This is a genomic window from Pseudoalteromonas sp. BSi20429 (genome assembly GCF_000238895.1).
In the GTDB taxonomy this organism is placed as follows: Bacteria; Pseudomonadota; Gammaproteobacteria; order Enterobacterales; family Alteromonadaceae; genus Pseudoalteromonas; species Pseudoalteromonas arctica.
Genome location: NZ_BADV01000100.1, coordinates 133,977 through 158,588, shown reverse-complemented (window position 1 = coordinate 158,588; position 24,612 = coordinate 133,977). Strand labels below are relative to the sequence as shown.

The window sequence follows — 24,612 nt, the reverse complement described above, 5'->3', positions numbered from 1 at the left end:
TTGTTATAATATTTGATTACATAAAGTTGAGCTAGATCAATCATGCTCAATTAATGCGCTTTACGTGCTAAAAATAATAATTAAACACACAGTAAGTGTGTCTAGGAGTCTCTACTTTGAAGCTATTGGATGACAAACCAATCAAGCCCGCCTCGTTTTTTGATGCATTAATTCCTATCTCTGTATTAATTTGTTTACTTGGTGCTGCAGTTTACTTATTTGGTGATAACTCTTCATCAGGCCCTAACCAAATTGCACTTTTATTTGCTACTTTTGCAGCGGCTTTAATTGGGCTTAAAAACGGTTATACATGGAAAAAATTAGAACAAGCTATGATCGAAGGTATAACGCTTTCACTTGGCGCTATCCTAATTTTACTTATGGTAGGTGCGTTAATTGGCACTTGGCTACTTTCTGGAACTGTACCAACTTTAATTTATTATGGCTTGCAAGTTATAAACCCAAGTTGGTTTTATGCAGCGAGTTGTTTAATTTGTGGCATTGTAGCTATGAGTATAGGTAGTTCTTGGACTACTGCCGCTACGATAGGTGTTGCTTTATTAGGCGTTGCAACGGGTCTTGGACTTGAACAAACAGTTACAGCAGGCGCTGTTATATCTGGCGCGTACTTTGGTGATAAGCTAAGCCCGCTGTCTGAAACAACCAATTTAGCGCCAGCAGTTGTAGGCGCTGATTTATTTGAGCATATTCAACATATGCTGTGGACGACAGTACCAAGTTTTGTAATTGCACTAATTATATTTATATTCATGGGCTTTAACGCAACTGCTTCAAGCGAAGCGGGGCGCATTGATGAAATAACGGCTATTTTACAGCAAAACTTTAATATTGGTTTTGAAATGCTAATCCCGCTAATTGTACTTTTAGTTTTAGCGATTAAAAAAATGCCAGCCTTTCCTGCTATCTCTATCGGTGCTGTTGTGGGCGCTGTTTGGGCCATGTTGTTTCAATCTGATTTAATTGCTAGCCAAATTGATGTTTCTCAAGGGCAGCTAGTTGGCTATTTTAAGCTTGTTTGGACGACGTTTTTTGATGGTTTTAGCATAAGTACAGGCGATGACAAAATGGACTCCCTACTCAGTGGTGGCGGTATGTCCGGAATGCTTACAACCACATGGCTTATTATGACTGCACTGATGTTTGGTGCCATTATGGAAAAAACAGGCCTTTTGGATATTTTTGTTAAAAGCATACTTAAAATAGCTAAAAGTACGGGATCGTTAATTGCGGCAACAATAGCAACGTGTATTGGTACTAACGTGATAGCGGCCGATCAATATATTGCAATTGTTGTACCTGGTCGTATGTTTAAAGATGAATATGAAAAACGTGGTTTGAAGCCGGTTAACTTATCTCGTACATTGGAAGATGGCGGTACAATTACCAGCCCACTAATTCCATGGAACACGTGTGGCGCTTATATGCAAAGCGTTTTACTAATAAATCCTTTTGATTATGCACTCTACGCTTTCTTTAACTTAATTAACCCTGTTTTAGCGGTGGTTTATGCCTACTTGGGCATTAAAATTTTACGTATTAAGCCAAAACAATCCGCCTAATTTTAAACAGCTCCTTTTAACTTAAAAGGAGCTGTTTTGGAGTATCTATGACTGAATCAAGTAAACCTCAAGCACAATATCTTAAAGACTATAAAGCTCCTGATTTTTTAATTGACCACACAGAGCTAACCTTTGACTTACAGCCATTATCAACCAAAGTAAGCTCTTTGCTAACGCTTACGCGTGTTGGTGATAAAAAAGCACCTTTAGTGCTTGATGGTATTGATTTACGCTTACTGTCTTTATCTATTGATACGGTTGATATAACTGATTATGAAATTATTGGCGAGCAGCTAATAATTAATAACCTACCGGATAGTTGCCAATTAAGTATTGTGACCGAGATATCGCCTGAGACGAATACTTCTTTAGAGGGTTTGTATTTATCTGGCGGTGCGTATTGTACACAGTGTGAAGCGCAGGGTTTTAGAAAGATCACCTATTACATGGATCGCCCTGATGTACTTGCCACGTTTGATGTAACTATTATTGCCGATAAAAAGTATCTACAACTTCTTTCTAATGGTAATCAAGTAGACAGTGGTGAAACACAAGATGGTCGTCATTTTGTGAAATGGCAAGACCCATTTAAAAAGCCGAGCTATTTATTTGCACTTGTAGCGGGCGATTTTGATGTTTTAAAAGATACGTACACGACTAAAAGCGGCAGAGATGTAGAATTAGCATTGTTTGTTGATAAAGGTAATTTATCTAAAACACCCCATGCTATTGCCTCACTCAAAAAGGCAATGCAGTGGGATGAAGAACGCTTTAATTTAGAGTATGACCTTGATATTTATATGATTGTAGCCGTCGATTTTTTCAACATGGGCGCGATGGAAAATAAAGGGCTAAACGTTTTTAACAGTAAATGCGTATTAGCTAATCAAGAAACAGCCACAGATAAAGACTACCATACGATTGAATCCATTGTAGGGCATGAGTACTTTCATAACTGGACAGGTAACCGAGTTACTTGTAGAGATTGGTTTCAGTTATCGCTAAAAGAAGGGTTAACTGTATTTAGAGACCAAGAGTTCAGTAGTGATTTAGGCTCTCGTGCACTTAACCGAATTGATGCGGTCAAAGTTATGCGTACGCATCAGTTTAGCGAAGATGCAGGCCCTATGGCTCACCCAATTCGCCCTGAGAAAGTTATTGAAATGAATAACTTTTATACAGTAACTGTATACGATAAAGGTGCTGAAGTTATCCGTATGATGCACACATTACTGGGTGAAACTAACTTTCAAAAAGGGATGACGCTTTACTTTGAGCGCCACGATGGGCAAGCAGTTACATGTGATGACTTTGTAAGTGCGATGAGCGATGCATCAGGTGTTGATTTAGAGCAATTTAAACAATGGTACAGCCAATCAGGTACACCGCGTTTAAATGCAATTCAAGAATTTGATAGCAGCTCAAATACATACACTTTGACAATCGAGCAAACAGCGCCAGCTAATCAGCCAGAGAATAAAAAGCTTCATATACCTTTTGCTATTGAACTACTTGATGCCAATGGACAAAGTATTGCTCTGCAATATAAAGGTAAAAAGCTAGATCATGTACTCGATGTAACTAATGCGACTCAAACATTTAGCTTTGATAATATTTTAGAAAAGCCTGTTGCGGTTTTACTCGAAGACTTTTCTGCTCCTTGTATTTTAAACCAGCAAACAACAGAGCCCGAACTATTGCATATTATGCGTTTTGCGCGCAGTGATTTTTCACGTTGGGATGCACAACAGCAGCTATTCATTAAGGCGATTAAATCTCAAATCACCGATGCAACGAATAGCGTATTAAGCAGCGAAATTATAAATGCGCTACGTGTACTTATAAACACCAAAGAGGGCGATTTAGCTTTAATTGCAGAGCTGTTTAAATTGCCGAGTTTTGACACGTTAGCTGCTGAATTTGATGTAATACCTGTAGATGACATTATTGAAATAACAGAAAAGTTTGAGCAACAAATTGCTGATGAACTTGCTGATGAGCTGCTTTGTTGTTACGAATCTCTTGAAGATGATGGCAGTATAAGTGCAAGCGCTGTTGCGAATCGTGCTTTAAAGCAAATATGTCTGCACTACCTTGCTAAAACACAAAGTCCAGAAGCTGTAACCTTTATTCAAGAAGCTGCAAGCTCGACTAATATGACTAATGTACTTGGTGCCCTAAGCGCTGTGGTAAAAGCTTCACACCCTGTTAGAGATGAGCTTTTGAGTCATTTTGATAGTCAGTGGCGTCATGATGTTTTAGTCATGGATAAGTGGTTTGCACTGCAAGCTATGCAATCAGGCAGTACTGCTATAGATGATATTAAGGCACTTTACGAACACCCGTGTTTTGATTTTTCAAATCCTAACCGTGTACGTGCACTTGTAGGAAGTTTTAGCCACTTTAATACAGCACAATTTCATCGAGCAGATGCTCAAGGCTATGCGTTATTAGGTGATTTATTAATAAAACTTAATGCAATTAATCCACAAAATGCATCGCGTATGCTAACACCGTTTATGTCGTGGAAGCGTTACGATGATGTACGCTCACAAGCAATGAAACTGCAATTACAGCGCTTAGCCAACTTAGATGGCCTAAGTGCTGACTTGTATGAAAAGGTTGAAAAAGCGCTCGCATAAATGATTGAGTATTATTTTACCTTAAGATTGAGCTATAACGAGTGCATGGATTACTACCATGGCCGTTTTAGCTCTTTACAAGTTGTAGAGGATGGCGGTAAAACAATTCGTTTTGCTGCTACGCATTTGAGGCCCTTCATTTCGAGCTTGGGTGTACGTGGCCGTTTTAGACTCTTATTAACCCCCGAAAACAAGTTCATCCGCCTAGAGCGAGTGGCCTGACACTCGGTTTTTATGTTATATATACATAAAAATATTGTATTTTTGTTAATTTCAATTTGTCCTATTGTTAAATTACGTGTATAAATTATCTGGTACGACGTCTTACCAATACGTAAGCGTTAACCAGAATAAGAAGTATATGACAGATTAGAGCGAGTATTTGTAATTTTACTGATTCGCTTCTATCGTTATGATTACACTAAAAACAATAACTTGATCACACAAAATGACCCGCGACAGGGGGGAACCAAAATGATAAGAAGATCGCTTTTTGTTAAAAATAGAATCGCTATAGGTTTAGCAGCCGCTAGTTTAGGTTTATCTGCAGCAAGTACTCAAGCTGTAACATTTGAAGCTGGAGGTTTTGATATTACCTTCGATTCAACCTTTTCATATGGGCAAAGTGTTCGCGTAGAAGACAGAGACTTTAACCTAATTGGCAAAAGTAATAACCCAGCATTTGATTGGACAGGATACAACCCAGCGCTAAGTAATACTATTTACTCATCACAAGATGTATGGGCACAACCGGGCTCTTACTCAAACAATGGTGATGCGGGTAATTTAAATTTTGATAGTGGTGACTCCTTCTCAAAACTATTGAAGGGCACACACGACCTTTCAATAAACAAAGATAACTACGGTTTGTTCACTCGCTTCATGTATTTTTATGACTTTGCGTTGATGGATGGCAATCATGCATATTCAAATCCTACATCAGGGCAGGGTGTTGATCCATGTGACGATAAAGACACCAAAGCACAAAGTTGTGCCGACATACGTTTATTAGACGCGTTTGTATGGGCCGATTTTGATTTAAATGATGGTAATAACCCTTTATCTGTCCGTTTAGGCCAGCAAGTAGTTAACTGGGGTGAAAGTACGCTTATATCTCATGGTATTAACGTAAACCCAGTTGATATAGATCGATTAAAAGCACCTGGCGCTGAGCTAAAAGAAGCATTTATACCAATCGGTATGCTTTGGGCATCGCTCGGAATTACTGAGAACATTACGCTTGAAGGTTTCTACCAATATCAATGGCAAGAAACACGTTTACCAGCAGCAGGTACATACTTTTCTACTAATGACTTTGCAGCAGAAAATGGTTATCAGCAGAATGTTCAATTAGGCTTTACGTCTAATCCTGATATTGATGTTGCTTTTTTAACGGATAGTTTAAATAACCTAACATCTGATTTTGCATTAGCAGCAGCTGCTCAAGGTATTGATCCTTCAAGTGCTGAAGGAAGCGCTTTATTAGCCCAAATGTATCTTGCTTACCCAACTAAGGTTGCGTTAAAAGGTAAAGGAGATAATGGTAAAACAGAACCTGAAGATGGCGGCCAGTATGGTTTACGTTTAGGTGTGTTTTTACCTGAATTTAATGATACTGAAATTGCACTCTATCATGTGAATTACCATAGCCGTCGTCCGCTTATATCTGGTCGCGTATCAAACTTTTCACAAGCTGCAATTGCCCAAGATTTAGCGATGATCATGACGACAGAAATTACGTCAGATAATGTTGCTGATTTAACCGCTTTTTCTAAAGCTGAAAACGACTACCCAGAAGATATTAAACTATATGGTTTAAGTTTTAACACCACTATTGGTGAAACAGCCTTTGCGGGTGAGTTTGCGTTTCGTCAAGATGAACCACTGCAAATTGATGACGTAGAGTTACTTTACACAGCTATGCCTGAGCAATTGGCGCTTGCCGGTATTCGTCCTGATTTTGCGGGTATTTCGCAAATGAGTTTTGGCGATGCTATAAGCTCTGTTGGAGCGGGTGAAGTTGCCAAGGGTTATATTGAACGTGATACATCACAAATTCAATTCACGGCTACTCACTTATTTGGACCTTCATTAGGGGCTGATAGTTGGGCTGTTGTTGGTGAAGTGGGTGCTGTAAAAATTCATAACATGCCAGAATATGACGAAATGCGTTTAAATGTATCCGGTACTGGCCGTAGTGGCACAATTACAGGCCCAGGTACTACTGATTATTCAACATTGCAACTTGGTTTATCAAATGGCGCTGAAGAAAAATCATTCGCCACAGCATCTTCTTGGGGTTACCGCCTAATTGCTAAAGGTGATTATTTTAACCTTTACAAAGGTATTAACTTCTCTCCACGTTTTGTATTTTCTCATGACGTAAATGGTAATACACCAGACCCTATGTTCTTATTTATTGAAGACCGTAAATCTTTGGGTGCAACCATGAACTTTAACTACCAAAATGCGTGGTCACTTGATGTGAGCTATAACTCGTTTTGGGGCGGCGGCGATATTAATACTTTCTCAGATCGCGATTACGTTTCTTTTAACTTAAAATATTCTATTTAGGGGTAACATTATTATGATTAAAAAACCTACCCTCATCGCTACAGCTTTTTGTAGCTTGTTTGCAAGCAGCGCAGCTTTAGCTAAATTAAACGCTGATGAAGTTGCTCAATTAGGTCAAAACTTAACGCCAATGGGCGCAGAAAAAGCAGCTAATGCTGATGGCTCTATTCCAGCATGGAATAATGGCATTACTTCTGCACCAGCAGGTTATGAAGCTGGTATGCATCACCTTGACCCATTTACAGCTGATAAAGTGCTTTTCACTATTGATAAAAGTAATATTGAAAAGTACAAAGCTAATTTAAGTCCGGGTCAAATTGCTTTATTTGAAGCATACCCAGACACATTTAAAATGCCAGTGTATGAAACACGCCGTTCTGCGTCTTACCCTCAGTTTGTGTATGATGCGACTAAAAAGTTTGCATCGACTGCTGAATTAATAGAAGGCGGTAACGGTATTAAAAATACGGCGATTGGTATTCCTTTCCCTATTCCTAAAACGGGTTTAGAGGCAATTTGGAATCACTTATTACGTTACCGTGGCCAGTCTATTGAGCGTTTTGGTGGTCAAGCTGCACCGACTGCATCTGGTTCTTATAACTATGTTGGCTTTGATGAGCAGTTATTAGTTAAATACTCAGACCCTAGTGCAACACCAGCAGAGCTGCAAGACTCAAATATTTTGTTTAAGTTTAAACAAAGCGTTACAGAACCAGCTCGTTTAGCGGGTACTGCATTATTAGTTCATGAAACAATGGATCAAATATTAACGCCGCGCCAAGCATGGACTTATAACTCGGGACAACGCCGCGTTCGTCGTGCACCTAATGTTGCATATGATGCACCAGGCACAGCTGCAGATAGCCTGCGTACTACCGATGATTTTGATATGTTTAATGGCTCGCCAAATCGTTACAACTGGACACTAAAAGGTAAGCAAGAGTTATATATACCTTATAACAGCTATAAACTTCATAGTGATAAGCTAGAGTACGATGATATTTTAATGCCTGGCCATATTAATCCAGAACATACACGTTACGAAAAACACCGTGTTTGGGTTGTTGAAGCTAACTTAAAAGATGATACACGTCATATCTATAAAAAACGTGTGTTTTACATCGATGAAGATAGCTGGCAAGTACAGGTTACTGATATTTATGATAACCGCGACCAACTTTACCGTGTAGCAATGGCTTATGGCCTTAACTACTACGAAGTACCTACACAGTGGAGTACGCTTGAGGTTTATCATGATTTGAATTCTCGTCGTTATTTAGCAATTGGTTTAGATAACCAAGAAAAAATGTACGATTTTTCACAGTCATTTAACGATAACGAATTTACTTCAAGCGCTTTACGTCGCGCAGGTAGATAGTATTAAACTAGGCACTTAACAATTTGTTAAGTGCCTTTTCCTTTCTCATCGCGTTTGTCTTACAGCGCGCAACGCTTTCCCCAGTAAAAAGACAAACAACTCTCTCGTACAAGGCGATTAAAATTTATGAAGTATTTGGTATATGCCAGCCTGATAATAAGCGGTGCGAGTGTTGCACAAGAAGCCCCTAACAATGCAATCAGTGCAACAAATGCAGCTAAAACCTTACTCACCGACATAACCAACACAGGCAATGGTCTAATTGCAGTAGGTAAACACGGTACTGTTATTAAAAGTATCTCGGGTGATAAATGGCAACAAGCTGAGCTAGTCCCAACTCAAGTGCTATTAACTGCCGTTGATTTTAGTAATGAAAATAATGGATGGGCGTGTGGCCACGATGCAACAATAATAAATACTACTGACGGTGGTGTTAATTGGCAACTACAACAAGCACAACCAAAATTAGACAAACCATGTTTAGATATTCTATTTGAAGATGATTTAAAAGGTTTTGCAGTGGGCGCATATGGCATGTTTTATCAAACCACCGATGGTGGTAAACATTGGCAAAAACGCTTTTTAGATTCGCTATTATTTAGTGATGATCGTGATTACTTGAACGATTTAAAAGAAAATGACCCCGAAGGATACGAAGCGGAAACTGCTTCAATTTTACCGCACTTTAATCGAATCGAAAAAACAGATAATGGTTTAATGCTGGTTGGTGAGATGGGCTTGATGGCCAGAAGCATTGATGATGGTCAAACTTGGCAAAGGATAGAAGAAATTTATCCTGGTTCATTCTTTGCAGTTGCATCAGATAGCACACAAGAAATTGTGGCAGGGCTTCGAGGTAATGTTTTTGCAAAGCAAAATGGTGAACAGCAGTGGCAGCATTTCGAAAATGTTAAAACAGCGACGATCAACAACATCATTAATTATAATAACAAACAATGGCTTATGCTTGCCAACAGTGGCGTTATTTTTCATCTTCAAGATGGGTTACTCACCCACGAGCAGCTTGCTGACGGTAAAGCGATTCTTGATGGTGTAATTTTAGATAACAGGCTGATCATGGCTACAGAAGATGGCATTAAAGTGAAGGAGTTAACCCCTTAATGCATAAACTACTCGATTTTATTGAAAAGGCGATTTTTAGACATCGCTTAATTATGCTTATAAGTTTTGCACTTATAACCTGTTTACTTGTATTCAAAGCGACTCAAATTCAATTAGATGCATCGTTTAATAAAAATATCCCGTTAAACCACGATTATATGAAAGTGTATACCAAGCATGAAAAGCAGTTTGGTGGTGCAAACAGTATTTTGATTTCAGTGTGTGATGACAGCGGTGATATATTTAATCCAGAGTTCTTTACTCAATTAAAAGCGGTTCACGATCAGCTTTATTTCATTCCTGGCGTAAATCGTCCATTAGTTAACTCAATATTTTCACCCAGTGCTCGCTTTGTTGAAGTAGTGGAGGATGGCTTTGCCGGTGGCCCAATTATTCCTGCTAACTTTAAAGCAGATAAGCGTGGTTTAGGTGTAGTAAAGGAAAACATTGAAAAAGCAAAAGTTGTAGGACGTATGATTGCCAGCGATTATTCGTGTGCAATGGTAACTGCTCAACTTTTAGAAACTGATCCTCAAACACAACAAAAATTAGACACATTAGCTTTTGCACAAAAGCTAGAAAGTGATTTAAGAGAGCCTTTAAGTACGGACAAAGTAAGTATTCATATTATTGGCTTTGCAAAAATGGCTGGTGATATAGCGGAAGGTGCAAAAGGGGTGGTTGTATTTTTTGCCATTGCTATCGCTTTTACCTTTATTATGGTCTGGCTATTTTGTGGCAGTTTAAAGCTGACTATTTTGCCTATTGCATGTTCCATTATTGCTGTTATTTGGCAATTAGGCCTGCTTTCAAGTTTAGGTTTTGGCCTTGATCCTATGTCTATTTTGGTACCGTTTTTAGTATTTGCTATTGGTGTAAGCCATGGTGTGCAGATGATAAATGCGATTGGTAAAAAAGTAGGTGAAGGTAAAACAACACGTATTTGTTGTCAGTCAAGTTTTAGGGCTTTATTAGTGCCAGGCGGTATTGCACTGCTTTCAGACACCGTAGGCTTCTTAACATTACTTACCATCGATATTGGTATTATCCGTGAACTTGCCATTACAGCGAGTTTAGGTGTAGCAGTAATTATATTTACTAATTTAATCTTATTGCCAGTTTGGGCTTCGTACATGAACTTTGAAAACAGTGTACATATTCAATCTGGTGATGCAGCAAAACCAAACATGCTTGATAAAATCCGTGACTTACTTGTTAAAGCGACTGATCCTAAAGTAGCTAAAATGATTATTGGTTTTACCCTTGTTCTATTTGCTTTAGGTTACTGGCAAGCAGATAAAATGCGTATAGGTGACTTACATGCAGGCGCGCCATCACTGCATCAAGATGCTCGTTATAATCAAGACACGTTTTTAATATCAGACAAGTACACTATCTCGTCTGATATCTTAAAGGTAATTGTAGAAGCGTATCCTGCAGCATGTACTGAGCATGATGTGATGGAGCGTATAAGCCGTTTTCAATACAAAGTAGAGAATGTAGCAGGTGTGCAGTCTGCTGTAAGTTTGAGCTCTGTAGCTCAATCGGTTAACGCAGGCTACAACGAAGGCAATTTGAAATGGCAAAGCTTGCCACGAAATTCAGCAAGTTTAGTGCAGTCAACGTCTCGAGTTGAAACTAGTACAGGTTTACTTAACGGTGATTGTTCAGTTATGCCAGTGATTATATTTTTAGATGATCATAAAGCACAAACTATCGATACTGTAATTAAGAGTGTTAAGCAATTTGCGCAAGAAGAGGGCACTGATAAATTAGCATTTAAGTTAGCGTCAGGACCTGTTGGTGTAATGGCAGCCACTAATGAATCAGTTGCAGAAGCGCAAATACCAATGATGCTTTATGTTTATGGTGCCGTTATCATTTTATGTTTAATGAGCTTTAGAAGCGTAAAAGCAACGATTGCAGTGGTATTGCCGCTTTATATCGTATCAACACTTGCACAAGCACTTATGGTGCAATTAGAAATAGGCTTAACCGTTTCTACTTTGCCAGTTATTGCTCTAGGAGTGGGTATTGGGGTCGATTACGGCATTTATATACTGTCGTCGATGATGGGGCAGCTTAAGCAAAATGTACCATTAAGTGTTGCTTATCGAAATGCGCTTGTTGAACGTGGAAGTGCGGTTCTATTTACCGGTATTACACTTGCGATTGGTGTGAGTACGTGGATATTCTCAGATCTTAAATTCCAAGTTGATATGGGTATACTGTTAACCTTCATGTTTTTAGTAAATATGTTAGGTGCAGTGTTGTTATTACCCGCTATTGGTAGCCTTCTCTGGACTGACCAGAAAAAATAATGTGAATAATTTTGCTCCTAAATGGCCTGTAAAGGCCATTTATATCTACAATTTGTGAATAGATGACCAAATAGCTGAAATGCTTAAAATGTTTTCATCGAAAAGGCTGTTTATTAGCTGTAAAAGGGTTAGAATTTAATTGACTCCACGCTAATGAATAGCTGTACAAATTCCTGCTCCTGAGCAGTAATAGATTAAGGAACATACAATGACACGAAATGAAGGCCAAGCCTCGGTTATCCTAGATAATGTCTGCAAGCTGATCCAGAAAAAAGTTCGCGCTGATAATGTGTTACTCGTTGAGAAATTCGCCAAAGCCTTGTACAGCAATATGTCTAAAGAGGATTTGGCAAACCGCAACGATAGTGACCTATATGGCGCAGCATTAAGCCTTTGGAACTCGCTAGAAAAAAATACTACCGACGACGCTGTTATCCGCGTTTTCAACCCTGAAGTGGCAAAAGATGGCTGGCAGTCATCACATACAATCGTAGAGATTATTACTAAAGACATGCCGTTTTTAGTTGATTCTGTTCGTATGGCCATGACTCGTGAAAATATCGCCTCTCACTTATTACTTCACTGCCCATTAAAAATTAAGCGCGATGAAAACGCCAAAATTTCTGGATTATCAAATTTAAAAGCAGAGCAAGAATCCTCATCTACTAAAACAGTATTTTTTATTGAAATTGACCGTCAAACAGATTCTTCTGTGATTGAGTCTTTCAAGAAAGAGTTAGAGTCGGTTCTTGTTGATGTATCAGTTGCTGTTGATGATTGGCAGCCAATTCGTAAAAAATTGATTGCAGTAACCAAAGAGTTACCTAAACGTCATCATAATAAAACGACAGAAGAAGTTTCAGAAACAACTGAGTTTTTAGATTGGTTAGCGAAAGATAACTTTACCCTAATGGGTTACCGAGAATATGAGCTAAGCCCAGTTCAAGGTGATTACCAATTAAAAGGTAAAATGGAATCAAGCCTTGGCTTGATGAAAAACTCTACTGAAGAACACACACGATTATTATCAGAATTACCAGAAGTTGCTCGCCAAGAAGCACGCAGCAGCAACCTACTGATCTTGACAAAAACAAACTCTGTTTCTCGCGTTCACCGTCCAGCCTACATTGATTACGTAGGTATTAAGCGTTTTGACGATGAAGGCAATGTAATTGGTGAAGACCGCTTTATTGGTTTGTTCTCATCAAGCTTTTACAATAATAGTGCTACTGATGTGCCTGTTTTAAAAAGTAAAATTAACCGCATTATGGAAATGTGTGATTTTGCTAAAGGTACACACGCTTACAAAGCTGTTTTAAATATTTTAGAAACCTACCCACGTGACGAGCTAGTTCAAGCGCGCGAAAGTGAGCTACTTGAAGTTGCTATGGGTGTTTTACAAGTACAAGAGCGCGATATGTGTCGCTTGTTTGTACGTAAAGATGCGTATGGTCGCTTTTTATCTTGCATGGTTTATGTTCCTCGCGAACGCTATAACACGGCTCTTCGCCGTGAAACGCAAGATATATTAGCTAATGCATTTAATTCTGACGATAAAGTCGAATTTACTACTTATTTCTCTGAGTCAACACTGGCGCGTACTCATTACACCGTTCGTGTGACCGACAACAAGATCGAATATAACGTGAAAGACATCGAAAACAATTTAGTAGAAGCTGCACGTACGTGGGAAGATAAACTTCAATCTGCACTTTTAGAGTCTGCGGGTGAAGCACGTGGTAACGATTTAAATCGTAAATACTGTAATGCGTTTGCACGCTCATACAAAGACGAAGTGCTTCCAAGTGCTGCGGTTGTTGATATCGAAAAGTTAGAACTACTTAGCGATGAAAACAAGCTAGAAATGCTGTTCTACCGTCCTCAAGAAGAAGCAAACAGTAATATTGTACGATTAAGCTTATTCCATAAAGATGAGCCAATTCACTTATCTGATGTTATGCCAATGCTTGAAAACTTTGGTCTGCGCGTTGTTGGTGAAACACCATATTCAGTTAAAACTAGCGATGGTCGTATTAACTGGATCATGGATTTCTCGATGCTTATTGACAGCAAAGGGATGGCAGACTTTGATAAAATTTCAGCACGTTTTCGCGCTGCATTAACAAATGTGTGGGGCAACCGCCTTGAAAATGATGGTTTTAACCGTTTAGTGTTAATGGGTGGCCTAACTGGCCGCGAAGCCTCTATTTTACGTGCTTACGCTAAGTACATGCGTCAAATTGGTGTAACGTTCTCACAAAGTTACATTGAAAGCACATTTGCAAATTATCCAAACATTGCAGCGCAAATTGTTAATTTATTTGCTAAAAAGTTCTCAGTTAAGAGCCCAGCAAGTGCTAAAACACTTGAAAAGTTAAGTACGCAAATTTACTTAGAACTTGAAAATGTAGCAAACCTTGATGATGACCGTATTATACGTTTATACGTAGATATGATTGTTGCGACGCTACGTACTAACTATTTCCAAAAAGATGATGCAGGTCAGTTTAAGTCTTATGTTTCGTTTAAAATACAGCCTAGCTTAATTCCTGATGTACCACTTCCACTTCCTGCGTTTGAGATTTTTGTTTATTCTCCGCGCGTTGAAGGTGTGCATTTACGTTACGGTAAAGTAGCGCGTGGTGGTCTGCGTTGGTCTGACCGTCGTGAAGACTTCCGTACTGAAGTACTTGGCTTAGTTAAAGCGCAACAAGTTAAAAATACAGTAATTGTACCTGTTGGTTCTAAAGGTGGTTTTGTATGTAAACAATTACCTAGTGAGCGCGAAGCGTTTATAAAAGAAGGCCAAGAGTGTTACAAAATCTTTATCCGTGGTCTTCTAGATATTACAGATAACATAGAGCGCGGTGAAGTAGTCCCAGCTCGTGATGTTGTTCGCCACGATGAAGATGATGCTTACTTAGTGGTTGCAGCCGATAAAGGAACCGCTACTTTCTCTGATATCGCAAACGGCATAGCTAATGAATACAATTTCTGGCTAGGTGATGCATTCGCATCAGGTGGCTCGGTTGGTTACGATCATAAGAAAATGGGTATTACAGCTAAAGGCGCATGGGAGTCAGTTAAACGACATTTCCGTGAAATGGATATCGATTGTCAAACGACTGACTTTACAGTGGTAGCTATAGGCGATATGGCTGGTGATGTATTCGGTAATGGTATGTTGTTATCTAAGCATATTCGGTTACAAGTTGCCTTTAACCATATGCACATTTTTGTTGATCCGAACCCAGATGCTGCTACTTCTTACCCAGAGCGCGAACGTTTATTTAATATGCCGCGTTCATCGTGGGAAGATTACAATAAAGAGTTAATTTCTGCCGGTGGTGGTGTTTTCTCTCGCGCTGCTAAATCAATTACGCTTAGCCCAGAAATGAAAAAAATGTTGGGTACTAAAAAAGCAAGTATGACCCCAAATGAGTTAATGAAAGCTTCATTGATGATGGAGTTCGATTTACTGTGGAATGGCGGTATTGGTACATACATTAAAAACTCTAAAGAAACTGATGCAGATGTAGGGGATCGTGCAAACGATGCACTACGTATCAATGGTAGAGATTTAGGCGCTAAAATAATTGGTGAGGGCGGTAACTTAGGTGCAACTCAATTAGGTCGTGTTGAATTTGCAGCTAAGGGTGGTCGTGTTAATACTGACTTTATTGATAACGTAGGGGGCGTTGCCTGTTCAGATAACGAAGTTAACATTAAGATTTTACTTAATGGCTTGGTTGCTGAAGGTGACTTAACACGTAAACAACGTGATGAGCTACTTTATTCAATGACAGATGAAGTATCTGAATTAGTATTAAAAGACTGTTACCGTCAAACACATACTATTTCAATTACGCAGTCTAAAGGTACTTCAACGCTTAAAGAAAAGATTCGCTTTATTCATGCACTTGAAAAAGATGGCAAGTTAAACCGTGCTATTGAGTTTATTCCAAGCGATGAAGAATTGGCAGAACGTGCAGCCGCAGGTAAAGACTTAACTCGCCCTGAGCTTTCAGTGCTAGTGTCTTACGCAAAAATGGTATTAAAAGAGTCTTTAGTAAGTGATGAAATTACTGAAAACCCTTACTATCGCCAATTGCTTGTGAAGTCATTCCCACGTCCTCTACGTGAGAAGTTTAACGATGCGATGAACAACCATCCACTTCGTAAAGAAATTATTGCAACTAAACTTGCTAACAGTATCGTTAATGATATGGGTTTAAACTTCATGGTACGTATGCATGAAGAAACCGGTGCCAACGAAGCTGAAATTGCAATGTGTTACTCAATTGCTAGCGAAATATTTGAAATGCGTGATACATGGTCTTCTATCAGCGCACTGGATAATAAAATACCAGCAGCGGTACAAACTGAAATGCTTTACCAACTTCGTCGTACTGTTCGCCGTACTACGCGTTGGTTCTTACGTCATCGTAATAAGTCACAAACGATTGAACAAGGAATTGAATTCTTTGCGCCAACGTTTAAAGATTTAAGCGATAATTTAAATACATACATGATTGAAAAAGAAAATGACCGTATTGTAATTGAAGCTAATAAGTTAATTGATGCCGGCGTTCCTGCAGATATAGCTAAGCGTATTGTTTCGTTATCAAGCTTATTCTCTGTGATGGATTTAGCTGAGGTTGCTAATAATTCAGGTAAGAGTATTTCGATGGTATCGAATACTTACTTTAAACTAGGCGCGAGAATGGGTCTGCATTGGTTCTTAGAGCAAATAACTAAGCAACCAGTAGCAAATCATTGGCAAGCACTTGCTCGTTCATCTTACCGTGAAGAGCTTGATTGGCAGCAACGTACGTTATCTGAAGTGGTGCTAAATAGCTTTGAAGGTGACGAGAGCGATGTTGATAGCCAAATAGATGAGTGGATGGATAGCCAAGATTTATTACTTCAGCGTTGGAAACAAATGTTGGCTGAGTTTAAAACATCACAAAGCCATGACTTTGCTAAGTTCTCAGTTGCACTTCGTGAACTTATGTTATTAAGTCACAACTGTGATACATCAGGAAAATAATTTAGCTTTAATCAGTTATTTGTTTAGTAAATAAATAACTGATTGTTAAAATTGTTATACAATACCTCAGCCTTGTCTGAGGTATTTTTTTGTCTGAAATTTAAAAAGAGGATTATATTGATGTTTTATGATTTAGCTCGCCGTTTTATGTTTACCCGTGATGCGGAGTGGGCGCATGAGTTTGCACTTAATAATCTTCGTCGTTTTGCTAATACGCCTCTAAATATAGCTTGGTCACAAAGTGTTTCAGATAAACCCGTAAACTTTTTAGGTCTTGAATTTAAAAACCCAGTAGGGCTTGCCGCTGGCCTGGATAAAAATGCAGAATGTATAGATGCATTTAGCCAAATGGGATTTGGTTTTATTGAAGTTGGAACGGTTACACCGCGTCCTCAAGTTGGTAATGATAAGCCACGTATTTTTAGACTTCCAGAGTCAAACGCAATTATTAACCGTATGGGTTTTAATAATAAAGGTGTTGATAATTTAGTCGAAAATGTAAAAGCAGCAAAGTACAGTGACATACTCGGTATCAATATTGGTAAAAATAAAGATACACCTAACGAGCAAGGTAAAGATGACTATATTCATTGTATGCGTAAAGTATTTGAGCATGCCTCATACATTACGGTAAATATTTCATCACCAAATACCCCAGGGCTTCGTGATTTACAATATGGTGCTGCACTTGACGATTTGTTGCAAAGTCTTAAAAATGAACAGTTAGATTTAATTGCAAAGCATAATAAGCAAGTTCCTATGCTTGTAAAAATTGCACCGGATCTCGATCAAATACAAATAGAGCAAGTAAGTGAATCACTTTTAAATAATAAAATTGATGGTGTAATTGCCACAAACACAACGCTTGAACGAGCCGCAGTCATGGGGCAGCAATATGCACAAGAGGCGGGCGGTTTATCAGGTCACCCTGTTAGAATGCGCTCTACAGAGGTAGTAAGTGAACTAAAACGCTTAACACAAGGTAAGCTACCAATCATCGGAGTCGGCGGTATTGATGATGCTACATCTGCAAAAGAAAAGTTAGATGCAGGCGCAAATTTAGTTCAGGTTTATACTGGGTTCATCTACAAAGGTCCACAATTGGTAAAGTCGATCGTTAACGGCTTATAAGGATCAGTTATCTAAGCTTTTGATCGTTAGCTAAATGTTCTAAGCAAACATTTTAAAAGTGGTCAAAAGCGGTTATACTCTGAGCAATAATTATTCAATATACCCAAGGAGGAGTAAATGTTACAAGCATCAAAGCAATGGCAGTGGATTACTTGTCCTGATAAAAATCGTTTGTTACTTGATTTAAATGACGACATGCAATTATGCACGCCTTATAAGTTAAGACAGCTCACCGATTCTGTTTTTAAAAATCCACGTTTTAGTCTCGAAGATGCTGCATTTTACGAACAAGTTTATAATTATCTGGATGGATTTGAATTGTGGTCTGCGGCTCAAATTTGTCAAATATCATTAAATGCAACTGCTGTTAAGTATCACTTAAAACCCGTTTTAGCAAAAAGTTGGTTTTTTGAAGAATACACAGGGACAGAGCCAAGCGTAGAGGCAATAGTAAAATTAACATCTAAAGCGCAGTCAGGTGATTTTTTAATTGTAGAGCATTGTCCTGATGCATCTATTTGTTTGAATTTAAGTGAAACCTTTAAATTAGACGAAAACTTATCTTTAGCGCAATTTGAAGTAATCCGTATTTTGAATAATCGAGTACACCCCATTCTAAATCAGCAATATCAAAGTCAAACCGCCTAACCAAATTTAAGCCTTAAGCGTGTCTTTATGGCGTGTTTGTCGCCCAACCTATGTTATAATCCTGCGCAATTAGCTATTAAGGGTTATTACTTTGCAATTTATCGCACTTACTTCTATCGGAATCGAAAATTTATTGGTTGATGAACTAACAGAACTTGGCGCAACCGTGTCTAAGCAAACTGTTGGTTCTGTTCGTTTTGAGGCTGACTCATTACTTGCGCAAAAGGTTTGTTTATCAACTCGTTTTGCAACGCGTGTGCTTATGCTTATTGAAGAAAAAGAAGGCGTAGATGACAAAAATAGCCTGTATAATTTTGCGCGCTCGCAACCTTGGCAAGAATGGTTTGGACCTACGCAAACATTCGCTGTCGACTTCAACGGTACCAATGACTCATTAAAAAACACGCAATTTTCGGGTCTTGTAATCAAAGATGCGATTGTTGACTATTTTAATGATTTATACGAGCAACGTCCTAACGTTGATAAGCAAGATGCTAACGTGCGCGTAGTTGCACGATTAAATCGTTACGGCGTATCGATGTATATTGACTATTCAGGTCCTCGTTTGTCAGAACGTGGTTACCGCCAAGGCCAAGGTAAAGCGCCAATTAAAGAGCACTTAGCTGCTGCATTAATTAAGCGAAGTGGCTGGCTTGAAAATGTAAAACAGCCTTTATTCGATCCATGTTGTGGTGCGGGTACTATTTTGATAGAAGCTGCCGGTATGGCGCGAAACGAAGCGCCAGGATTATTCCGTGAAGGTTTTGCTTTTGAGCGTTTACCCAGTTTTAGAGCCGCTAAGTTTAAAGAGCTTAAAGAAGAGTTACTCGCTAATATTACTGATCCTAAATTGTGGTTAATTGGCCACGATTACGATGAGCAAGTATTAAGTAAAGCAATTGATAATGCTAAACGTGCAGAGCTTGACGACGTGATTAAGTTTAAGCAAAGTGATGCAACTAAGCTTACAGCTGTTGCAAAATTACCGGGTGTTGTAATTTCAAACTTACCTTATGGTGAGCGTATTGGCTCTATGGCTGAGCTTGTTGATTTACACCGTAATTTAGGCGTTGGCTTTAAAAAGCACTTCAATCACTGGAAACTTGCCTTATTGGGTATGGACGAGAGCTTATTTAAACTTTTAAAACTTGTGCGCCTTAAGCGTTATAAATTTAAAAATGGCCCGCTTGATGTAGAACTTAACTTATATCAATTAGATGATAAGCAAGTAAGTTTGACCACAGATGACAAAAAAGCACTCAATTTTGAAGGGTCAACGTCATTTGCAAATAGATTGAAAAAGAATAAACAAGGCTTAAAAAACTGGCTTAAACAAAATAAAATAGATGCTTATCGCGTCTATGAAGCGGATATCCCTGAATACAATGTTGCTGTAGATATTTATGGTGACTCTGCTGTAATTTTTGAATATGCAGCGCCTAAAGAAATTGATGAAAAAACATCAGAAAAACGCCTGCAAGACGTAATAAGTTTAACGGCTCAACAGCTTGAGATTTCACCTGAAAACATTGCTGTAAAAGTACGTAAAAAGCAGAAGGGCGAAGATCAATACACCGCTATGTCTAAACAAAACCGTACTATGGTTGTTGAAGAGTTTGGTGCTAAGTTCAAAGTTAATTTATTTGACTACTTAGACACAGGCTTGTTTTTAGACCATCGCTTAATGCGCCGTTATATTCAAGAAAATGCTAAAGATAAACGTTTCTTAAACCTTTTTGCATACACAGGTACAGCTTCTGTACATGCTGCTCTTGGTGGTGCTAAAGCCATTACTACAGTCGATTTATCAAAGACCTACTTAAAATGGGGCCAAGATAACTTTGATTTAAATGGTATTAGTAATACACGATACCGTTTTGAACAAGCTGATTGTTTAAAATGGTTAGAGCACGCGACAGCACAATATGATTTGATATTTTTAGATCCTCCAACGTTTTCAAACTCAAAACGTATGAAAGACGCGTTTGATGTACAGAGCGATCACATTAAATTATTAACGTGGGTTAAAAAGATTTTAAGCCCATCAGGTACCTTAATTTTCTCTAATAACAAACGTGGTTTTGTGATAGATGAAGTTGGTCTGATTGGTTTAGGTTTAAAAGCCATTAATATTTCAGATAAAACGTTATCACCAGACTTTAAACGTAATAAAAAAATCCATAATAGCTGGTTAATTACACATGGCTAAATGGGTTTTATACCACACTGATGGTTGCCACTTGTGCGAGCAAGCTGAGCAACTTATCACTGAGGTACTTAGTAATACGAGTGAGTTATTACTAATCGATATTATGACTGATGAGCAGCTTATAGCTGAGTATCAAATTACTATTCCTGTATTAAAAAGTGAAAAAGGCGAGCAATTATTTTGGCCTTTTACTTTACACACTGTGCGCGAATTTTTAGCACAAGCAGAATAAGAGCAAATAAGAACTATGGATTTAATTAGAATTTTAAAAGCACAACTTGCTTTTGGTACGCATGCTTTGCTTAACAAAGCAGATGCCGTTATAGAAAGTGGCGAAAGAGTGTGTGTTGTTGGTCGAAATGGCGCGGGTAAGTCAACTCTATTAAAAGTGCTTGATGGCGAAGTTGTATTAGATGATGGTGAAATAAATCAGCTAGGCGGGATTAGAATTTCTCGTTTAGAACAAGATCCACCAAAAGGCGCAAATGGCACTGTATTTGATTACGTTGCGCAAGGTATGCCTGAGATTGCAAACTTACTAATTGATTTTCATCATGTAAGTAATGAGTTGCAAACAGTGTGTACTGATAAGTTATTAAACAAGCTTGAACGTTTATCAAATCAATTAGAAGCGGCCGATGGCTGGCGCTTTGATAGCCGAATTCAATTAGTGCTAACACAATTAGAATTAACGCCAGAAGCTAAACTTGAGTCTCTTTCTGGTGGTTGGTTACGTAAAGTAGCACTTGCACGTGCACTTGTCAGTGAGCCTGATTTATTATTACTTGATGAGCCAACAAACCATTTAGACATGGCAAGCGTCATGTGGCTTGAGCAATTTTTAAAAGAGTTTAAAGGCGGAATCGTATTTATATCGCATGACCGTGCGTTTATTCGCGCTGTTGCTACGCGTATTTTAGATTTAGACCGTGGTAAGCTTATTTCGTACCCTGGTGATTACGCTACGTACTTAGAGCAAAAAGCCCATGATTTAAAAGTAGAAGAAGCGCAAAATGCATTGTTTGATAAGCGTTTAGCAGAAGAAGAAACGTGGATCCGACAAGGTGTTAAAGCGCGAAGAACGCGTAACGAAGGGCGAGTTCGTGAGTTAAAGCAGCTTCGTACAGAGCGTAAGCAACGTGTGGATCAAGTAGGTAAAACTGATTTCAATATTGAAACAGCAGATCGCTCTGGTAAGTTAGTATTTGAAGCTCAACATCTTTGTCATGCATTTAAAGACAAAGTTATTGCGGATGATTTTTCTACACTGGTAATGCGCGGTGACAGAATCGGTCTAGTAGGCCCAAATGGTATTGGTAAAACAACACTGTTAAAACTAATGTTTGGTGATTTAGAACCAGATAGCGGCATAACTAAGCAAGGTGTTAATTTAGAATTTGCTTACTTTGACCAATATCGTGAAAAGCTTGATGAAGAAGCAACAGTTCAAGATAACGTCGCCGAAGGTAAACAAGAAGTAATGATGGGCGGTCGTTCACGCCATGTTTTAGGTTATTTACAAGACTTTTTATTCCCGCCAGCACGTGCTCGAACCCCTGTTAAAGCACTCTCTGGTGGTGAAAAAAACAGATTACTATTAGCTAAATTGTTTTTAAAGCCGTCTAATATCCTTGTTCTCGATGAGCCAACAAATGACTTAGACATTGAAACGTTAGAGTTACTAGAGGACATCATTAATCAATATCAAGGTACAGTGCTGATTGTAAGCCATGACCGTGAATTTATTGATAATACATGTTCAAGTGTATGGGCGTTTGAAGGTAACGGTAAAGTTACAGATATTGTAGGTGGCTATAGCGACTATGAGGCTTACGTTAACTATTTAGCTGAACAAGAAAAAAAAACGCCGCAGCAACTAGTAAAAAAAGTTGAAAAAGTAGTCGCTCCAGTTGCTAAACCTGCAGCTAAAACAAATAAACTCTCTTACAAATTAAAACTTGAATTAGAGCAACTACCGAATAAAATGGAAAAACTAGAAGCTGAAATTGAAGCTCAACAAGCTGTAGTTAGTGACTCAGACTTTTTTAAACAAGAGAGTGATGTAACAACTAAAGCATTGAACCATTTGGCACAACTTGAGTCTGACCTTGAAGCTGCGCTTGAGCGCTGGGAAGAACTTGAAGAATTACAGAATCAGTAGTAAGGACTAAAATGAAATATAAATTACTCGCTGCCAGTATTTTAGCGACATTAAGCACTTCAGCAACAAGTGCGACGTACCAGTTAAGTGAATTAGAGACTCTTGAAGACGCCAAATATTCTTATGTAACAGATGTAAGCGAAAGCGGGCATATTATTGGTTTCGCAAATGGTTTATACAATTTACCTATTGATACCAGCTATATAGATTTTACTGAAAATGTTATTGAAAGTGCTTACGACAGCACAGAAGCAGCATATGAATTAAGTGATAAAGAAATTACTTTCACACTTGATGACATTGAAAATAATGATGCCGTAAGCACTAATCCTGATGCTCACGCTTTTATGGTTAGTTTTTTGGCAAATTCGAATTTAGGAATTCCGTCTAACTTTGAATATCAAAAAATGAGTTCTTTAGTTGGGATTAAATTTAACGAATCAGAGATTACTGAACAACCGATTTTTGATATAGCTTCTGTTGATTATGATGGATTAACTCGTTCTACTATCAATCTTTTAAATGCAGTAAGTGAAGATGGCGTTACAGTCGGTTGGGGTAGTGCCCCATACGATAAAGTATCTTTTACACCTGATGGCGAAGATGATGCAGAAACGTGGTTTACTCATGAATTTATAGAACGTGGAATTGTAATAAGCGCTGATGGCAGTGTAAGTGTTGAGTTAGAGCCTGAGTTTAATGAATACGGTGGCACAAGCCGCGCTAACGATATTGTTAAAACTAACAGTGGTTATACCGTTGTAGGTAATATGTCTACAAGCATTCCAGATGACAGACAAGATAATATTGATGATAACTGTGATAATGAAGACGAACCTACGTCAGTATGTATCAACTTGTTAAATACAAATATTACACGAGGCTTATTTAATAAGCGCGCTGTTAAATGGGAACTTGATGAATCACTTAATATCACGTCTGTTGAAGAGCTTGGTATGGCACTGACACCTGATGAAGGTGAAACGGAAGATGACGCATTTACAAGTACTGCTTTAGCAGTGAATAACAACGGTACAATTGTAGGCTCTTCTAATACACGTTATTACAAAAATGATGATGCTATAATTACAATGCCAGTCTATTTTAAAGATGGGGCTGTAACCGATTTTATAGACCAAGCAGATGATTGGATTTCTGGTAGTTCAGTAGCAATAAATGATAACGACGTCATTACAGGTAATGCAGTTAAATTTATTGAAGGTTCAAGAAGAAGTAAATTCTTTTATCATGACATCGAAACGGGTAATACAGTTTTCCCAACTGATTATTTTTCAAGCTCAAGTTCTTATGGCAACGATATAAATAATCAAGGATATATTGTAGGCGAAGGGGAAGTAGGTGTTTCTGATAGCTCACGACTTAAAGAAGCCTTTATTTACAAAATTGGTGAAGACAAAATCACTAATCTAAATGATTTACTGCCTTGTTATGACACTGATGGCGAAACTGACTACGCTTACTCAATGGCCGAAGCAACAGCTATTAATGAAAATAATGAAATATTTGGTACTGCGACTAAGACAGTTGAAAAACTTGATTCTTTAGGCGGTGTTGTAACTGATATCAATGGTGAAATTGAATACGAAAGTATTGCAGTTGCAGTTAAGTTAACGCCAATTGCAAACGGTGAAGTAGAAAACTGTGCTCCAGTAGAAGCAGAGGTTTATGAACGTAACTCTGCTAGCTTTCCTTGGTATACATTATTGCTATTACCATTAGTTGGCTTAAGACGTATATTTCGCTTTTAAAGTTTACTAATATTGATTATAAAAAAC

At 38.4% G+C, this 24,612-nt stretch carries 14 protein-coding genes; all 14 read left to right on the top strand.

The features are described from left to right. The first annotated feature begins 116 nt into the window (after positions 1 to 116). The 14 genes from nhaC (at position 117) to P20429_RS01215 (ending at position 24,585) form a co-directional block, all read left to right on the top strand. Positions 117 to 1,580: a Na+/H+ antiporter NhaC gene (gene nhaC / locus P20429_RS01155; RefSeq protein ID WP_007586912.1), complete on the top strand. Its 1,464-nt coding sequence runs from the start codon at positions 117 to 119 to the stop codon at positions 1,578 to 1,580. A 47-nt stretch (positions 1,581 to 1,627) separates the two neighbouring features. Next, positions 1,628 to 4,222: an aminopeptidase N gene (gene pepN, locus P20429_RS01160; protein WP_007586911.1), complete on the top strand. Its 2,595-nt coding sequence runs from the start codon at positions 1,628 to 1,630 to the stop codon at positions 4,220 to 4,222. Then, positions 4,223 to 4,444, top strand: coding sequence for a DUF2835 family protein (locus P20429_RS19960; RefSeq protein WP_010552655.1), 222 nt, complete (start codon positions 4,223 to 4,225; stop codon positions 4,442 to 4,444). It abuts the gene before it with no gap. Positions 4,445 to 4,696: 252 nt separating this feature from the next. Continuing rightward, the gene (locus tag P20429_RS01165) at positions 4,697 to 6,796 is read left to right on the top strand and encodes a DUF1302 domain-containing protein (RefSeq protein ID WP_007586910.1); all 2,100 of its coding nucleotides are present in this window, start codon (positions 4,697 to 4,699) and stop codon (positions 6,794 to 6,796) included. A gap of 13 nt (positions 6,797 to 6,809) precedes the next feature. Next, positions 6,810 to 8,174: a DUF1329 domain-containing protein gene (locus tag P20429_RS01170; RefSeq protein ID WP_007586908.1), complete on the top strand. Its 1,365-nt coding sequence runs from the start codon at positions 6,810 to 6,812 to the stop codon at positions 8,172 to 8,174. A 126-nt stretch (positions 8,175 to 8,300) separates the two neighbouring features. After that, positions 8,301 to 9,296, top strand: coding sequence for a YCF48-related protein (locus P20429_RS01175; protein ID WP_007586906.1), 996 nt, complete (start codon positions 8,301 to 8,303; stop codon positions 9,294 to 9,296). Then, complete coding sequence (locus P20429_RS01180) at positions 9,296 to 11,617, top strand: RND family transporter (protein WP_007586903.1); 2,322 nt, start codon at positions 9,296 to 9,298, stop codon at positions 11,615 to 11,617. The genes P20429_RS01175 and P20429_RS01180 overlap by 1 nt, the downstream gene beginning before the upstream one ends. Before the next feature lie 208 nt (positions 11,618 to 11,825). After that, the gene (locus P20429_RS01185; RefSeq protein WP_033027177.1) at positions 11,826 to 16,667 is read left to right on the top strand and encodes an NAD-glutamate dehydrogenase; all 4,842 of its coding nucleotides are present in this window, start codon (positions 11,826 to 11,828) and stop codon (positions 16,665 to 16,667) included. 120 nt (positions 16,668 to 16,787) lie between these two features. Next, a complete protein-coding gene (pyrD, locus tag P20429_RS01190) occupies positions 16,788 to 17,798 on the top strand; it encodes a quinone-dependent dihydroorotate dehydrogenase (RefSeq protein WP_007586901.1) in 1,011 nt (336 codons plus the stop codon). Between the two features lie 117 nt (positions 17,799 to 17,915). After that, the gene (locus tag P20429_RS01195) at positions 17,916 to 18,446 is read left to right on the top strand and encodes a cell division protein ZapC (RefSeq protein WP_007586900.1); all 531 of its coding nucleotides are present in this window, start codon (positions 17,916 to 17,918) and stop codon (positions 18,444 to 18,446) included. A 91-nt stretch (positions 18,447 to 18,537) separates the two neighbouring features. Next, the gene (gene rlmKL / locus P20429_RS01200; protein WP_007586899.1) at positions 18,538 to 20,655 is read left to right on the top strand and encodes a bifunctional 23S rRNA (guanine(2069)-N(7))-methyltransferase RlmK/23S rRNA (guanine(2445)-N(2))-methyltransferase RlmL; all 2,118 of its coding nucleotides are present in this window, start codon (positions 18,538 to 18,540) and stop codon (positions 20,653 to 20,655) included. Then, positions 20,648 to 20,887, top strand: a complete 240-nt coding sequence (locus P20429_RS01205; RefSeq protein WP_007586898.1) for a glutaredoxin family protein — start codon at positions 20,648 to 20,650, stop codon at positions 20,885 to 20,887. The genes rlmKL and P20429_RS01205 overlap by 8 nt, the downstream gene beginning before the upstream one ends. 15 nt (positions 20,888 to 20,902) lie before the next feature. After that, positions 20,903 to 22,816 carry an ABC transporter ATP-binding protein gene (locus P20429_RS01210; RefSeq protein WP_007586897.1) on the top strand — a complete coding sequence of 638 codons (1,914 nt, stop codon included), beginning with the start codon at positions 20,903 to 20,905 and terminating at the stop codon, positions 22,814 to 22,816. Positions 22,817 to 22,827: 11 nt separating this feature from the next. Beyond that, on the top strand, positions 22,828 to 24,585 hold the full coding sequence (locus tag P20429_RS01215) for a DUF3466 family protein (protein WP_007586896.1): 1,758 nt from the start codon (positions 22,828 to 22,830) through the stop codon (positions 24,583 to 24,585). Positions 24,586 to 24,612: the final 27 nt, after the last annotated feature.